At 65.5% G+C, this 16284-nt stretch carries 8 protein-coding genes and 1 pseudogene; 7 read left to right on the forward strand and 2 right to left on the reverse strand.

The window, feature by feature from the left end; all coding sequences use genetic code 11:
- The first annotated feature begins 248 nt into the window (after positions 1-248).
- From ACIP4X_RS23030 to ACIP4X_RS23045, 4 genes are all read left to right on the forward strand, one after another.
- Positions 249-2459: an N-6 DNA methylase gene (locus tag ACIP4X_RS23030; RefSeq protein WP_401350307.1), complete on the forward strand. Its 2211-nt coding sequence runs from the start codon at positions 249-251 to the stop codon at positions 2457-2459.
- A gap of 94 nt (positions 2460-2553) precedes the next feature.
- Complete coding sequence (locus tag ACIP4X_RS23035) at positions 2554-4572, forward strand: N-6 DNA methylase (protein WP_401350309.1); 2019 nt, start codon at positions 2554-2556, stop codon at positions 4570-4572.
- The gene (locus ACIP4X_RS23040) at positions 4569-5885 is read left to right on the forward strand and encodes a restriction endonuclease subunit S (RefSeq protein WP_401350312.1); all 1317 of its coding nucleotides are present in this window, start codon (positions 4569-4571) and stop codon (positions 5883-5885) included. The genes ACIP4X_RS23035 and ACIP4X_RS23040 overlap by 4 nt, the downstream gene beginning before the upstream one ends.
- Positions 5882-9172 (forward strand): type I restriction endonuclease subunit R, encoded by a 3291-nt coding sequence (locus ACIP4X_RS23045; protein ID WP_401350315.1) that lies wholly within the window; start codon positions 5882-5884, stop codon positions 9170-9172. The genes ACIP4X_RS23040 and ACIP4X_RS23045 overlap by 4 nt, the downstream gene beginning before the upstream one ends.
- A 76-nt stretch (positions 9173-9248) precedes the next feature.
- Here the strand turns inward: ACIP4X_RS23045 and ACIP4X_RS23050 are convergent, their stop codons facing one another.
- Positions 9249-11402, reverse strand: coding sequence for an AIPR family protein (locus ACIP4X_RS23050; protein WP_401350318.1), 2154 nt, complete (start codon positions 11400-11402; stop codon positions 9249-9251).
- A 71-nt stretch (positions 11403-11473) separates the two neighbouring features.
- Here ACIP4X_RS23050 and ACIP4X_RS23055 point away from each other — a divergent pair, with 71 nt between their 5' ends.
- Together ACIP4X_RS23055 and ACIP4X_RS23060 are read left to right on the forward strand one after the other, a co-directional pair.
- Complete coding sequence (locus tag ACIP4X_RS23055) at positions 11474-13075, forward strand: protein kinase (protein WP_401350320.1); 1602 nt, start codon at positions 11474-11476, stop codon at positions 13073-13075.
- Positions 13076-13269: 194 nt separating this feature from the next.
- A complete protein-coding gene (locus ACIP4X_RS23060; protein ID WP_401350323.1) occupies positions 13270-13839 on the forward strand; it encodes a hypothetical protein in 570 nt (189 codons plus the stop codon).
- A gap of 365 nt (positions 13840-14204) precedes the next feature.
- Here the strand turns inward: ACIP4X_RS23060 and ACIP4X_RS23065 are convergent, their stop codons facing one another.
- The gene (locus ACIP4X_RS23065) at positions 14205-15503 is read right to left on the reverse strand and encodes a tetratricopeptide repeat protein (protein ID WP_401350326.1); all 1299 of its coding nucleotides are present in this window, start codon (positions 15501-15503) and stop codon (positions 14205-14207) included.
- Positions 15504-15638: 135 nt separating this feature from the next.
- Here ACIP4X_RS23065 and ACIP4X_RS23070 point away from each other — a divergent pair.
- A pseudogene (locus ACIP4X_RS23070) lies at positions 15639-15926 on the forward strand (DUF6308 family protein); the annotation flags it as partial.
- Positions 15927-16284 lie beyond the last annotated feature (358 nt).

Below are 16284 nucleotides of genomic sequence, written 5' to 3' on the forward strand. Positions count from 1 at the left end.
CCCGTCCCTGCCTCTGTCCTGCACGGTCCGTCTCCCTCGGCCACTGCGGTGCCCACGGCACACCCCACCCGTCGCTGCGGCCACCTTGAGCGACCGTGGTGAGACCGTATCGCGCGAGTGTGAATATAGCCAACCAGCATTTGTGATCTAGAGATGACGCTACTGTGATCCTGTTCCTCACGCATGAATTCGCGTAGGGTCGACCGCGCACCACCCCCGAGCTGCCGGAAGACGAGGAGCCGAGGAGCATGACGACAGGCCGAGTGGAGGTGACCGCGGCGGACATCGCCCGGCTCGCCGAGGTGAAACCGACCGCCGTCAGCAACTGGCGCAAGCGGCACGACGACTTCCCCCAACCCGTTAGCGGCACCGACCGCAGTCCCCGCTTCGACCTCGCCGAGGTCGAAGAATGGCTCGGACGCCAGGGCAAAGCACGGCATATCGCGGTGGCCGAGCGGCTGTGGCAGAGCTTTGAATCCGCAAGGGCCGGCAGTGCTGCCGAGGACGCCCTGGCCCTCACCGGCCTGCTTCTGTTCCACCTCCACCGCCACCCCGGGGCACAGAGCCCGCGGGACAAGGCGGGCCTGGTCCAGCTGATGGAGCGAGCCGAGCACACCTTTGCCGAGGCGCTCGGCGGTACGGTCGGCAGTCTCGGCGAACTTCTCAGCGCCCTTCAGTACGAGCTCGGCGCCCGGCTGCTCTCCCTCCTGGTCACGGCCGCCGAGGCCGCGACGGCCGACGGCGCGCGCACCACTTTCGACGACCTGTGCGCCCGTTTCCTGCACCAGGGCTCACGCTCCGGCCTGGCGGCCACCCCCCGTGAACTCGCCGACCTTATGGTCACCCTCGCTGGGCCGCCCACCGACGGTGCGGTCCTCGACGCCTCCTGCGGCAGTGGAACCTTCCTCCTTGCCGCCGCCGACAGGGGCGCCACCCGCGTCCAGGGCCAGGAGCTCAGCCACTCCCTCGCCCTCCTCGCCGCCCTCCGCCTGGCTTTCCGCAACACCGATCCGGTAGCGACGGCCGTCTCCTTCGACGTGCACACCGGCGATTACCTACGGCGCCCCGCGTTCCGCCCCGGGCGTGCGGCGGCCGTCGTCGGTCACCCGCCATTCGCCGACCGCAACTGGGGTCACGAAGAGCTCGTCGACCATGTGGGCTGGGAGTACGGCATCCCACCGCGCAGTGAGTCGGAACTGGCTTGGATACAGCAGGCCCTAGTCCATGCCGCTCCGGGCGCACCCGTGGTCCTCCTCCTGCCCCCGGGTGTCGCCTTCCGTCCGTCCGGTCGCCGCATCCGCCAAGAACTGCTGCGCCGCGGAGCACTACGCGCGGTGATTTCCCTCCCTGCTGGGTACGCGGCCCACTACGCACTCGCCCTGCAGATCTGGGTTCTGCGCCGCCCCGAACCGGGTGAACTTCCCCCTGCCCGCGTCCTGTTGGCAGACAGCGGGGAGGAGCAGGACCCGAGCATGCTGATCCAGGATCTCTGGGCGCGGTACGTGGCGGCAGCCGATGACGATGACTCCTCGTTCCCGGCACGCCCCGGCGTGGCTCGACTGGTCCCCGTGATGGATCTCCTCGACGACGATGTCGACCTGACTCCCCGCCGCCATCTACCCCAGTCCGCCACACTCGGTGTGAGTGCCGAAACCCTGGACGCGGGCCGCACCGCCTTGGACGAGACTCTACGCGCGCTCAGGTCCGCGCTGCCCGCCGTCGGCGCGCTCCCTGGCCTGCCGGACCTGACCGAGGCGGCGCGCGCGGGCGTCCGCGTCGCCACCCTCGCCGAGTTGGCCAAGAGCGGCGTCGTGGTGCTGCGCCGCCCCGCCCACACGGAGCGCCACCGTCCAGCTGCCGATGTCCATCGTGGACAGACCGGCTCCGCTCCGCCCCCCGCCCCTGGCCCCGGGGAGGCTCTCTTCCTCACCGCGCGAGACGTCGTGACCGGTCGACCGCCGTCCGAGATCGGTCCGGCCCCCGACGACATCGTCCAGCACCAGCCGGTGCGCGTTGGTGACGTCCTGCTGCCCGTCACCGCCCGCAGCGTCGTAGCCCGCGTCGCCACCGACGAGGATGCGGACGCCTACCCGGCGGCCACCCTTCACCACATCCGCGTGGCTAACACCGACATCCTGGATCCCTGGTACCTGGCCGGCTTCCTCTCCAGCGTGGAAGGAGCGCACCAGGCCGCCTCCACCACCAGCAGTCTCGGCTCCCACACTCGCCTGGACCCGCGCCGCGTCCGTGTCCCTCTGTTTCCCATTGACCGGCAGCGCGCGTACGGCGCAGCGTTCCGCGCCGTGGCCGACTTCAGCCGCCTCCTGCGCACGGCGCACGATATGGGGCAGGATCTGGCCAGGGATGCCACCGAGGCGGTGGCGGGGGCACTGCGCGGCCAGGGCAGTGCGGAGGCTCACGATGCACCAGCCAGTGCACGGCCCCACGTTGCTCGGTGAATCCCCGCTCTTGCCACCACCGGCCTCCGGCTCTCCCGGTGTCACGAGTTCCTCTAACCCCAACTCCCAAGATTTGTAAGGACGTACGTACGTGGTGACTGATCCGAAGGCCCAGGCAGCCGCGGAGTACGCACAGGCGACGAAGCTCGCGAACCTCATCTGGGAGGTGGCGGACTTGTTGCGGGGCGAGTACAAGCGCTCGGACTATGGCAAGGTGATCCTGCCGTTCACTGTGCTGCGACGCCTTGAATGCGTGCTGGCGCCAACGCGGAACGAGGTAGTCTCCGAGTTCAGGCGGCTGACGGCTCTGGGAAGAAACCCTCACCCATTCCTGCCAGCCAAGTCCGGCCATTCCTTCTACAACACGACGCGCCTCACGCTCGCCTCTATCGTGAGCGGCCACGAGGAAGAGAAAGCCAATCTGCCGCAGTACGTCCAGGCATTCTCACCGGATGCCTACGACGTGTTCCTGAAGTTTCGCTTCGAGGAGCAGATCCAGCACCTTGTGGACACGAAGCTCCTCCACAAGGTCGTGTCCGCTTTTGCTGGTTACAACCTTCACCCGAAGGCGATCCCCAACCACGTCATGGGGTACGCCTTCGAGGAACTCATCAGGAAGTTCTCCGAGGAGTCCAACGAAACCGCCGGTGAGCACTTCACACCGCGCGAGGTTATCCAGCTGATCACCCGCCTCCTCATCACCCCGGACCTCGGTGAACTCAAGGTCGGCAGACCCACGCGCACCATCTACGACCCGACGTGCGGCACGGGCGGCATGCTCAACGCGGGTCAAGACGTGATCCACGAGCACAACACAAAGGCCGACGTGTATGTGTTCGGGCAGGAACTCAACCCCGAGTCCTGGGCTATCTGCCGCTCCGACATGATGATCAAGAACCAGGACATCGAGCGCATTCAGCTGGGCAACACCCTTAGCGACGACAAGTTCGAGGACTTCCGCTTCGACTACATGCTCTCCAACCCGCCGTTCGGTGTCGCGTGGAAGAAGGTCCAGAAGGAGGTCGAGGACGAGCGGGACAACCTGGGGCACCGAGGCCGCTTCGGCGCCGGCACCCCGCGCATCAGCGACGGCTCGCTGCTGTTCCTCCAGCACATGATCTCCAAGATGCGGCCCGTGGAGGAGGGCGGCAGTCGCATCGGCATCGTCTTCAATGGCTCGCCGCTCTTCAGCGGTGCGGCAGGTTCCGGCGAATCCGAGATTCGCCGTTGGATTCTCACGAAAGACTGGCTGGAGGCTGTGGTCGCACTCCCCGACCAGCTCTTCTACAACACCGGCATCTCCACGTACTTCTGGATCCTCACAAACCGCAAGGACCCAGCCCACAAGGGCAAGGTCATGCTGATCGACGCCCGCGACCAGTGGGTCAAGATGCGCAAGTCCCTCGGGGACAAGCGGAAGGTGATCAGCGAGGAGCAAATCACACATGTGATGAAGCTGTATGCCGAGGGCCCAGAGATCGCCGAGAACGAATCCCACGCTTTCCACGGCAAGGTCAAGGTCTTCGCCAACGACGACTTCGGCTACCAGCGAATCACCGTCGAACGGCCACTGAAGCTGCGCTTCGAAGTCACCGAGGAGACGCTGGAGGAGGCCCGCGAGTCAAAGGGCATGATCAAGCACTTCGGGGAGGTCGGGGTCGAGCACTTCACGGATGCCCTGAAATCGCTTCTCGGAAAGACGTGGCCGGGGAAGAAGCCCGCTTGGGCGGCGGTCAACGCGGCCCTCGCCAAGGCTGGCATCCCGTGGAGCCGCAATACCGCTTTCCAGAAGGCGCTGCGCGAGGTCATCGGTGTGCGCGACCCAGAGGGCGAGATCCAGATGAAGAAGGGCGAACCGGAACCGGACCCGGAACTGCGCGACTACGAGAACGTGCCGCTGGACCAGGACGTGGATCAATACCTCAAGGACGAGGTACTCCCGCACGTGCCCGACGCATGGATCGACCACGAGAAGACGAAGATCGGCTACGAGATCCCGTTCACCCGTCACTTCTACGTGTACGAGCCACCGCGCCCGCTTGCGGCGATCGACGCGGAGCTGAGCGGGCTTGAGGCACAAATTCAAGGACTGTTGGGCAAGGTGGCGAAGTGAGCGTAATTCAAATCGCTCCGTGGCTCGCCAATTCGCACTGGCCTACGGTGCCAATTCGCCTTGTAGCGCGACTGGGGTCTGGCCACACCCCAAGCCGAAGCAAGCCCGAGTATTGGCAAGACTGCACCATTCCGTGGATTACCTTGGCTGATGTTTGGCAGCTACGCAGCAACCAAGTTGATGTCATCACAGATACGAAGGAGCAGATCAGTAAACTCGGGGAGGCAAACTCTGCCGCGGTCAGGCATCCTGCAGGCACTGTTATTCTCTCCCGTACCGCGTCAGTTGGATTTTCGGCAATAATGGGACGCGACATGGCCACAAGTCAGGACTTCGTGACTTGGACTTGCGGACCGCGACTCGATCCCCGTTTTCTGCTCCATGCACTGCGAGCGATGGCTCCGGACCTCAAGCGGATCGCAGCTGGATCCACCCACAAGACGATCTATATGCCAGACGTCGAACAGTTGAGGGTGCCCTTGCCCTCACTAGAGGAACAGCGCCGAATTGTCGATTTCCTCGACGCCGAGACAGCTCGCATGGATCAAATCTACAACCTCCGCGAACGGCAGGTGAACCTGATCGACGAATCCGCGATCTCGCGCGCCTACGCTACTGTACGCGGACAGCGCGTAGATGGTCCCCGCAAGGAAAGCGGACTCTCATGGCTCGGAACAGTCCCCGCCTCATGGCGGGTCGCGGCCGTCTCGCACCATTTCGAGGTAGAACTCGGCAAGATGCTCAATGAGGAACGGACAAAGGGGCAACATCTGTTCCCTTATCTCCGCGTCGCCAACGTGCAATGGGACCAGGTGGACGCGGAAGAGTTGGCGTATATGAATTTCCCACCGCACGAGAGACGGCGCTATCGCCTGCGCGCGGGCGACGTGCTCGTGTGTGAAGGCGGCAGCTGGCCAGGCCGAGCTGCCGTCTGGGACGGACAGGTTCCCGAGATGTTCTACCAGAAGGCGCTGCACCGCATCCGCCCTCGTGGGACTGATCTTCCGCGCTGGCTGTATTACTGCCTGCTGGTGGCCGAACGGCTCCGCGTGTTCGCAGTGCAAGGTAATGCGAGCACCATGACCCACCTCACTCGTGAGCAACTCCGCCCGCAGCGCTTTCCGTTCCCTGACCCAGCCACTCAGCGAAAGCTCATTGAGATGCTCGACGCGGCAGCGCAGACTGACCGGGAGGCTAAGGCGCTTCTCCAACGCCAACTCGATGTGCTCGCCGAACGCCGCCAGGCCGTCATCACCGCAGCGGTAACTGGTCAGCTCGACGTCATCACCGCCCGAGGAGTGGAGGCCCCGTGACCCTCGCCAACGCCCCCGCCGCCTTCGCACAGCGACGCCCCGACTCCGAGTACGCCTTTGAGCGGACCATCGTCGGGGCCCTCACCGCCTCCGGCTGGCACGAGGGCGAGCGAGGGCAGAGCGCCTACAACGCCGAGCTCGGTCTCGACACGGCCCAATTGCGGACCTTCCTCGACGCCACGCAGCCCGCCATCCTGGAGCGGCTCAAAGAGTTCACCGGCGAGGCAGAGAGCCCCGAGGCCACCGACGTCGCCATGCGTGAGTTCGGCAAGCTGCTCGCCCGCGAGATCGACGCACGCGGCACGCTCGACGTGCTGCGCAATGGCGTCAAGGACCGCGGCCTGCACATTGAGCTTGCCTACTTCCTGCCAGCGCACGCCATCGCCGATAATGCGTTCCACAACTACCGGTGCAACCGCCTGACGGTGACCCCACGCCTACGCTATTCACCCGACCACACCCGTGAACTCGACCTGGTGCTATTCCTGAACGGGCTTCCCCTCGCGACGGCCGAGCTCAAGAGCTCGGCGTCCCAAAACCCCCAGAACGTCGAGGACGCGAAGCGCCAGTACCGCACCACCCGCAATCCGAAGGACCTGATCTTCGCCAAGCGGGCCCTCGTGCACTTCGCGGTCGACGAGATGCTCGTCTTCCTCGCCACACGTCTCAAGGGCGAGAAGACGCTCTTCCTCCCCTTCAACCAGGGGTCGAAGGGGCCCGGCAATCCTGGAGGCGCAGGCAACCCGCCCCTTCCCGACCGTGAGAAGGGGCCGGCTTACCGCACCGCCTACCTCTGGGAGGAGGTCTGGCAGCCGGACAACTGGATGGCAATCATCAAGCGTTTCTTGCACGTCGAGGACCCGAGGAACAAGAAGGGCGCCGCGAAGAGCGGCCGGCCGCGTCGTGTGTCCGTGCACGACCGGCCCCTGATCTTCCCCCGTTACCACCAGTGGGACGCCGTCCGCCGCCTCACCGCCCACGCCGCCTACCACGGCTCGGGCCAGAACTATCTCGTCGAGCACTCCGCCGGTTCAGGCAAATCCAACACCATCGGCTGGCTCGCCCACCACCTGTCCGTGCTGCACGGCTCCGCCGAGCCAGGCGCACTCGATCCGAAAGCGGTCTCTGAGGGGCGTATCGAGGCCGACAAGCCTCTCTTCCACAAGATCGTGGTCGTCACGGACCGGACCGTCCTGGACGACCAGCTTCAGGACACCATCTACCAGTTCGACCACACGCCGGGCGTAGTCCGCCCAGTCAAGGGAACCGAAGGCGCCAAGTCTCAGCAGGTCGCCCAAGCCCTTGGTGACACCGGCACGAAGATCATAATCGTCACGGCGCAGACCTTCCCCTACATCCTCGAAGGCGTCACCGGCCTCAAGGACAAGCGGATCGCAATCATCGTGGACGAGGCTCACTCCGGCCAGACCGGCAGCTCTGTGCCAAAGATGCGCAAGGTATTGCGCGGACTCGGAGCAGAGGAGAAGGCCGGCAAGGACGAGGAGGAGTTCCTGACCTCTTCCGCTGCCGCACGCCAGATGCACCCGATGTTGTCGTACTTCGCCTTTACCGCGACGCCCAAGAAGAAGACCCTCAACCTCTTCGGCGTCACCGATCCCGACACCAAGCTCAAGCGCGGGTTCCACATCTACTCCATGAAACAGGCCATCGAGGAGGGCTTCATCCTCGATCCCCTGCGCAACTACACCCGCTATACGACCCATTGGCGGGTCGCCAAGGACGGTGCCGAAGAGATCGAGGTGGACGAGCACAAAGCCAAGAGCGAACTCGCCAAGTTCGTCTATCTCAACCCAACCACCCTCGCCCAACACGCCGAGATCATCGTCGAGCACTTCGCAGTGCACGGCCGCCGCAGGCTCGGCGGGCGGGCCAAAGCAATGGTGGTCACCCGGTCCCGGCCAGCCGCGTACGAGATGTACAAGCATCTGGTGCAGGCCACTAAGGACCTGGACTGCGCGGACCTCGGCGTGCTCGTCGCCTTCTCCGGGGAGCTGGAGGTGGAGAAGGAGATCGACGGGGTTGTCACCAAAGTCAAGGTCACCGAGGCCGAGCTCAACGGCGTTTCCGAGAAAGAACTCCCCGACGCCTTCGCCTACACCCGCGCCGACGACCGCTACGCCGCCCTGCGGACCGGAAAGCCGGGCGGCGCGCCGCTGCGCACCGAGTACCGCTTCCTCGTCGTCGCGGAGAAGTACCAGACCGGCTTCGACCAGCCGCTTCTCACCCACATGTACATCGAGAAGCCACTGACCGACGTCGCCGCCGTCCAGACCCTCTCTCGCCTCAACCGTACCCACCCACGTAAAAGCCAGGAGGATCTGTTCGTCCTGGACTTCGTCAATGACCCTGAGGACATCAAGAAAGAGTACGCCCCCTACTTCAAGGAAGCTCGCACCGAGCCTGCCGATGTCAACCTTCTCTACGGTTCCCAGCGCAAGGTGATGGCCCACCAGTTGCTGTACGAGGACGAGATGGATGCCTTCGTCCGGGCCCTGGCCACGGCGCAGGCGGCCGACGGGTCCGCCACCGTCGGTGAGCCGGGCGCCCGCCGCTGGGAGAAAGCGCACGCGGCCCTCTACCGCCACACCGACGCCGCCCGCGCCCGCTTTGTCGAGCGCCAGGAACAGAACGGTGAGGCCGCCGAGGAGTTTCGCGCCGACCTGCGCGCCTTCCTACGCCAGTACGGCTTCCTGTCCCAGCTCATGCCGCGCGTCGACATCGGCCTCGAACGTCTCTACCTCTACGGCAAGCATCTCGCCAACATCTTGCCACCGCCGCCGTACGACCCCTCCCTCGACGTAGGGGAGATGGACCTCACTCACATGCGGGTCACGAAGGTAGGTGACTACGACATCAGCCTCACTGACGCGGACGTCGAAGACCTCGGCCCGTACGGTGCCGAAGGCGCGGGCAGCCACCGAGACCCAGACAAGGTCCTCCTCTCCGAGCTCATCGAGGAGTTCAATGTCCGCCACGGCCTCGGGCTGAACGAGGCTGACCGCGTGATGTACGAAGAGCGCATCGTCGCCGCAGCAGAAGATCCGGATCTGGAGGATGCCGCCCTTGCCGCCCGGAACGAGGGCGACTTCGAGCATCCCTTCAACAAGAGATTCCGTGACATCATGATCGAACGGGCCGAGGCGGACACCAAGTTCACCGAACGCTACTTCTCCGACGCAGAGTTCCAGGGGCAGCTGCTCCAGGAGGCCCGCACGGCCGCATACCGTCTGATCCGGCGCCGCCACAACCTCCCCGACACCCGCTGAGCCTACTGCGTGGGTACGGCGAAGGGACGGCCGCCAGCAGATGCCCACCGAGCGCCTCTCCGCGTGTACCTTCCGATCATCCCTCCGTCTCTTCCTCGGTGGCCAGCCACTCCATGGCCATGTCGTACAGGGACTTCTTACCGCCGACGACCCAGCGTGCCGGCCCTTGCACAGCAGTGGGGGACTGTTCCCAGCCGGCTAGCTCCCAGATCCTGTTGACAAGGCCGCTCGCCGAGTAGGAGGTGCCGTCGTAGGCCCACACCAGCGGCTTGGAACGGTCGTTCGTCCAACTCGCTTGCTCCCTGCGAGGGTCGGCGGTCAGCCAGTCCCGTACCTCCTTCTCTTCCGTACTGTTCAGCGGTACGTACTGGACGGGAGTGCCCTCTGCCAGGAGCCGGGCGGTCACCAGGGTCGGTACCGCGTTCGGTCGGCGTGGGCGGCGCGGCTGCGGGATGGACGGTTGGTAGGTCTCGGGGACCTCCGAAACGGGCTGCCCCGCCCGCACCATTGGCAGGACAAGGCCGACGAGTTCCTTGCAGCGGTCCTCGTTGGTGAAGGTGCTGGTGAGGAAGGACTGCGGCCCGTAGACCGTGTCGATCTGGTGGATGAGCCAGTCCACGACGGGTCTGACCAGGTCCGGGACGCGAGCGAGGAGGGGCGCGAGGTCGAACTTCGGGTCGTCGACGTCCTCCAGATCGGGGGCGAGGAGTTGGAAGACCACATGGCTGACGAGCAGGTCGCCGCGGAGCGTCGTGTCGGCCGCCCGGCCACGTACTTGCTCGTGCAGCCGTTCCAGCGCCTCGCCGACCTCACGGTGGACCAGGACACAGCGCCAGATACGCAAGGCGCTCGGCTCCTCACCGAACAACCGCGCGTAGTTCCCGAGCCGACCGCTCTCCCAGAGCAGGTCCGTCGACCTCTTGGCGCGAACCGCCAGTTCCGGCGTGCGGTGTGCACAGGCCAGGGCAACAGCTGCATCTGCCACCGAGCAGCCTGCTTCTGGCGCTGGGTCGGCCTCGCCACGCTTGTACACGTACTGCTTCCCCAGGGACAGGTCGAAGTCCTCACGAATGCGCGCCTGGGTGTCATCCAGGGCGATGAAGTCCCTTAGCGATACGTCGTTCTGGGTGTTGGTGGTCTGTGTAATGCGTTTCGCGTAGGTGGCCCGCTCATCACCGAGGTCGCCCAGTGCGATCACCCGGACGCTGACATCTGCATCTTCGACGGTGTCCGGTGTCAAGCTCTGTGCCTCGTGTATCGAGGTGACGGTCTGGGCGCCGTTGACGACGCTGACGTTGCCCAAGATCAGGTCCACCGGCTCATCGGGGCGACGCCGGCCGATCCAGCGCTCTTCGATGCTGTCGCACAGCACCGTGATGCCGTTATTGAAATACCAGAAGTTGTCGGGCTCTTCGGCCAGTGTCTTCTGGATGCCCGAGTTGATCGGGGTCAAGCCGAGAGAGTTTCGGATGTTCTGCGAAAACAGGCGGTGACCGTATGCGTCATACCATCCGGCCACTTCACCAGCCGCAACGGTGCCCTGGAAAGCGGTGAACGGCGTATCGCGCTTGATCCACTTCTGCATCCGCACGATGACGTCCACCGGGGCGGGCGAGCGGTCGTCCTTGAGCTGCTCCAACAGCTCACCCGCGCCCAGGAGCTCATAGTCGAGCATGGGGCCGTGCCCGTGATGGTCCTCGACAGTGCGGTCCAAAACGTCCGTAGCGTGCTTGCTGAGCGGGTCGTCCCCAACGAGTGCGATCACTAGGTGGATCTTCAGGCGGGCATCCGCCAGCGCGGAGTCCAGTTGCGCGGTGAAAGGCCGCAGCTTGTCGTTGAACACGTCGAACTTGCGCTGCTCCAGCAAGCTGAGCCCGTCGACCAGCGCGAGGGCCGCAGACTGATTGAAGCCCGCGTTCCCCCGGTCGTTCCACTTCGCCTGGACGAGCCACACCTGGGCTCCATCGGTGACCGCGACTGCGTCGAGCCCGCCGTCGTCGTACCCATCGATGACAGCCTTCGCACACGTCTCGTGGTCCAGGCCGGTCTTACGGCGTAGCGCCGTCGCTGCTACTGCCCGTGACAGCCATGCGCGCTCTCGGTCGCGGCCCGACATCTGTTCAAGTCCGGTCTCGTCGATGAGTCCCTGATAGCCCCGCTTGAGTCCCTCCTCTATCTGGTGCAGCTCCTGACTCGTCGTCCTCGACGGTCCCCGCCCCGTACCGCTCACGCTTCCCCCAGCTCCTCGTTGCCACCCCGAGTTGTGCCCTGGGCCAGCGTAGCCCGGCACCTTCACTCACCTTGAGCAGCAACCAGCTTCTGCATGAACCTGACGTACTCTCATTGAAAGACGGGTGCCCCATGACGTCGGGAGGACGCCACCACATGACCAGGGGTCGGACCAGACGCATCGCCGACCGGTACGAGTTGAACGCGCTGCCGATGCCCGGCGGCATGGGCCTGGTCTGGGAGGGATATGACATCGTCCTCGACCGGCCCGTGGCCATTAAGCAGATCCGCGTCGAGAAGGCTCGCACACCCGCCGAGCTCGCTGTGCTGGTCGGACGGTTCCGGCGGGAGGCCCGTGTAACGGCGCAGATCGAGCACCCGGGGGTGCCCGCGGTCTACGACGCGGCCATCAACCAAGCCGCTGACTCGCCCGACAAGGCGGCAGAATTGTATGTAGTAATGCAGCTGATCCGGGGCATGGACTTACGGGACATCCTCGCCCAGCAGGGCCCGCTGCCCGTCGAATGGGCGGTCGCTGTAGCCGCGCAGATCTGCTCCGTACTGTCATACGCGCACGCCGTGCCCGTCGTTCATCGGGATCTGAAGCCGAGCAACATCATGATCGACGGCAACGGGGCCGTGAAGGTCCTCGACTTCGGCGTGGCCGCTGCCTTCGGGACCGACACGGCCCAGCTGACCGAAACCGGCCGCCCAGTCGGCACCCGCGACTACATGGCCCCCGAGCAGTTCCTCGGTGTCGGCGTCAGCCCTCGCAGCGACCTCTACACTCTCGGCTGCGTCCTACACGAGATGCTCGCCGGGCGCAAAGCGTTGTGCGGAGCCGGCGATGCCGCGCTGCGGCACGTCCACGACAACCCCGAACCACTGCGTTCCCTACGGCCCGACATCCCCGTTGAGCTGGAACGGCTCGTCCTGGACCTCCTAGAGAAGAATCCCGACGACCGCCCCGCTGATGCGCATGCCGTCCATGACCGACTCGTCCCCCATCTCCCGTCACCCGGCACCAGTACCGCACCGCCGGGCCCGCCCGGCCTGGCGGATCCGACCCTCCCCTATCGCGCTCCCCTCGCTCCCAAGAGCCGACCAGCCATACGCACCGGCCCTGGACCGGCGCGCCCCGCAACGCCCACCGTTCTGTCCGACGCGTTCCTCCGGGAGGGAGAGGAGGAAGCGGTGCGACTGTTCGAGGAGGGGCGCTTCACGCAGGCCGCTCATGTACTTGAGGAGTTGCTCGACCAAGCCGATCAACTCGACCCGCGTTTGCCAGAGACCCGGCGCATCCACGCGGGTGTCCTGCTCGCAGGAGAAGATTTCCGCCGCGCTCTCGGCGCGTTCCGGCATTTGGCAGCTGAGGCGAAAGACGGCAGTGAACTCCGTGAATACCGCCAGCACATCGCGCTGTGCCTGGCAGCACTCGGCGAGCATGAGCAGGCACTGAAGGAGTATCGCTCCCTGTTGCGAGACGCTCCAGACTCCGAGGCGGTCACGCTTCGGCAGAAGATCGCCGACCTTTTGTTGGCGTTGCATCGTGCAGGCGAGGCGGCCGACTTGTTGCGAAGCCTTGTGCGCGAGTTCCCTCCAGAACACCCCGCCGCAGTGCGCTCCCGCGAGCTACTCGACCGCATCCAGTTCGCGGGAGGATCCGCCGATTAAGGAGCTGGCGTCCCTACTGACCTGGCCTCACTGGACCTCGTAGGACGACATCCCTTCGAGCGGGGGCACCATCGTGGCACGCTGTGAACCCGGTCCTTCTCACCGCGCGCGTTGTCACTCTGCCTTCAGCTCGTCCCAGCCCCCTCCTTCGCCCCAGTAAGGTCCGAAGTAGACGAACGAGGTGAGGATCGATTATGACGGCTGATCACGAGTACGAGGAAGAAGACGAGCGTGAAAGCACCGAGTCCCTGATCGCGGACTGGCAGGCCCATGTCGCGCACCTCCAGCGGACTGGAGACAAAGTAAGGTGGCTGCACGCGGAGTTGACACCGTGGCATGGCGTGCGGGATCGCGCTGACGAGTGGGACTGGATCATGAGGGAGTTCTCGGAGGCGGCCTCAGGTGCCCACAAAAGCGACTTCGAGAGTCTGATCCTCCAGACCGTGGAACTGCACAATCGCGGCGCCGGAGTCCTCAATCCAGATCATGGACCGAATCCGGTCCCGTCCCCCTTCGTACGGCACATGCCCGCAGACCAAGCCGAGATCGAAGCCAAGCGCATGCAGCGTCAGGGCCGCCATGTCGTCACGTATCAGGAACACATCCGCCAATGTCTAGATCACTTTGTCCTGACGTGGACAGCCCTCATTGACGGCTGTTCGATCTGCGACTGGGACATGATCGACGACGAGTTCCCCAAGCTCGCTCTACTTGCGGAAGAAGCAAAACGCGCCCACAGCATCTGGTCGTCCTTCGACCGATAGAGCGCCACATGTCGCTGTGCCGCTCGGCTTGCGGCCTCAAGCTGAGCGGCCATCTCCCGGAACACGGCGGGGACTCAAAAACGCTCGCGAAAGGACATCCCCCCGAGCCGCGTCTTCGGTAGATGGACTGACATCGTCACGACGGGCGAATCTCCGCAGGCCGCAAGGGTACGTCACGACCAGCCCTTGATTGCGGCCCCTGCCCAGGACTCGAACCTGCGGCCAGCGATAGGTCCAGCCCGTCTATCGGAACCTGGGGGTGTCTCTTCCCGATAGCGGTTGGGTGGGTGTCTCCCGCAGAGTTCCCTGCGGTTGTGCTGCCGTCGCCTCTCTGCGGTGACGAAGGTGTCTCCCGGCAGCGTTCCCTACTGCCGCTGGAGAAGGGATATGGCGTCCTCAACGCGACCGAGGTCGATAAGGTGACGGGCCAGCTCCTGGCTGTTGGCGGGGGTATACGGCTCGAGTACGGTGACGGCCTCTTCGGTCCGACCGACTCCGGCGAGCAGGTCGGAAATCGTCCAGGCCGCATACCAGGTGTCACCCTGGGGGTGTGCCTGTGCCTGCTCGATCGCTTCGTCGAGCCAGCCGCAGGCGGCCATGAGGTGAAGCCGCGGCCTGAAGAACTCCCATTCCTCCTCGCCGTCATGGCGCGCCTTGAGGGCGTCAAGGTAGGCCAGGCCCTCCTGGGCGCGGCCGTGGTCGGCGTACAGGGTGCACAGCGTGTCGATGATCCAGTCCTGCGTGCCGCCAGGTGATTCCGCGAGCGTGCGCATCACCTCGATCGCCTCGTCACGGCGACCGTGCCGGGTCAGAAGCTGAGCCAGTTGCACCGCGCTGTGATGGTGGTGGACTGGCGAGTCGTCCGTCTGGCGGTACACGGCGATCGCGCCTTCTATGTCACCGTGCTCCTCCAGCACCTCGGCGAGGCGTTGTGAGGCGTGCCCGTGGTCGTCGGACGCCGCGTACGCTCGGAGTTCCTCGAGCCGCTCGTGCCGCGCCAACAGATCGGCCAGCTGGTCGTGGTTGTTGACGGAGGTGATGTTCCGGGTGTGCAGCAGGGCGATCGCTTCGTCGATGCGGCCCTGGCGTTCACGGACCGTGGCGAGCAGGCCGATGGCCGTGTCCGGGTCGAGGCCGCTGCAGCACCACGGGCTGTCGCACCGGTGCCCGGCGGGGATCCTGGCGGCCAGCAGCGCGGCGATGTCCTCGTCGCGGCCCATTCCCTCGGTGATGTCGACCAGGGCGGTGGCAAGGACCCAGTCCTCGATTCCGGCACTCAGCAAGGTGACCGCTTCGTCGCCGCCTTCCTGCCGGGCCAGCAGGCGCGCAAGGAACTCGAGCGGGTTCCCTCCGAACGCCGCGTACGGCCGGCTCAGCGTGATCGCCTCCGCCGCACGGCCCCAGCTCTCCAACAGCTCCGCCTGGGTCCGGGCAGCCGGCCACCAGCCCGTGGCAACGTATGGAGCGAGCACATCCAACGCCTGCGCCTGTCGTCCCTGGTAACCGAGCAGCCGCGCCCACTCCCGCGCACAGAACCATTCCCCGCGGCCCGCCTGGAACTTCACCTCCTTGCCGTGCCCCAGCTCAAGAAGCCTGGAGACCAGCGGTGGAGGAATGCAGCCGGACAACATCCGGGCCCTGTAGTCAAGATCAGCAGCGTCCATGACAGCGCACCATAGCCACTGCCCCGCCATCGGCTTGCGGCCCCCAACGGGGTGGCAGAACCACGCCACGCCCCCACGGACCCGGGTTGACCACGGGCCGTCCCTCTTGATCTTCAACGCCGAACGAACAAGCCCGACGGCAGCGGTCCGGTCGTCGCGGGCAAGCTCCTGGCCCGCAAGCGCCCCCACCTGATCCCGGTCTACGACAGGCGCGTCAAGCAACTCTTCAAGCGGCCGAAGACCGATCGCTCCTTCTGGGCCTCGCTGGCAGCGGCCCTACGGGCGGACAACGGCGCCTTCTACGACCAACTGGTCCATCTTCGCGACGAGGCGGGTATCGGAGAGGACATCGGCGTCCTGCGCGTATGCGACGTCATCGCCTGGATGCAGCAAGGCGGGCAGAGCCTGGCTGCAGCGACCTGAGCTGCCACGGGCGCGTATCCCGGCCACGCAACGCACGCGTCGGGCTCCTCGCCGACCTCCGACGCAGACCCTCTGCCGGTCTGCAACGGGGCTGGGCTGCTTGCGCGCAAGACGGAGCGACGCCCCAGCGCGGAAGGCCACGTCTTGGGCGACAGCCCCGCCCTTGACCACAGCTCCCGCCCCGGCCAAAAACCTATGGTGAAGCCGCGACCGCCTACCGCTCCAACCGGACAACCGTCTCGATCACCAGCTGCCCACTCCCGACCACCGGCTCCCCCCGTTCCCATGTTCTGTGTCCCCCGCCGGGGGTTCGAACCTGCGCAGTGCGAGAATTGCAGGGGCCGTAATCACCATGTCA

Origin of the sequence: Streptomyces sp. NPDC088817 (assembly GCF_044750345.1) — a bacterium.
Lineage (GTDB): Bacteria > Actinomycetota > Actinomycetes > Streptomycetales > Streptomycetaceae > Streptomyces.

Coding starts and splice junctions, on each gene's coding strand:
- ACIP4X_RS23065 (WP_401350326.1), bottom strand. CDS start 15,503: ATGGACGCTGCTGATCTTGACTACAGGGCCCGGATGTTGTCCGGCTGC.
- ACIP4X_RS23030 (WP_401350307.1), top strand. CDS start 249: ATGACGACAGGCCGAGTGGAGGTGACCGCGGCGGACATCGCCCGGCTC.
- ACIP4X_RS23060 (WP_401350323.1), top strand. CDS start 13,270: ATGACGGCTGATCACGAGTACGAGGAAGAAGACGAGCGTGAAAGCACC.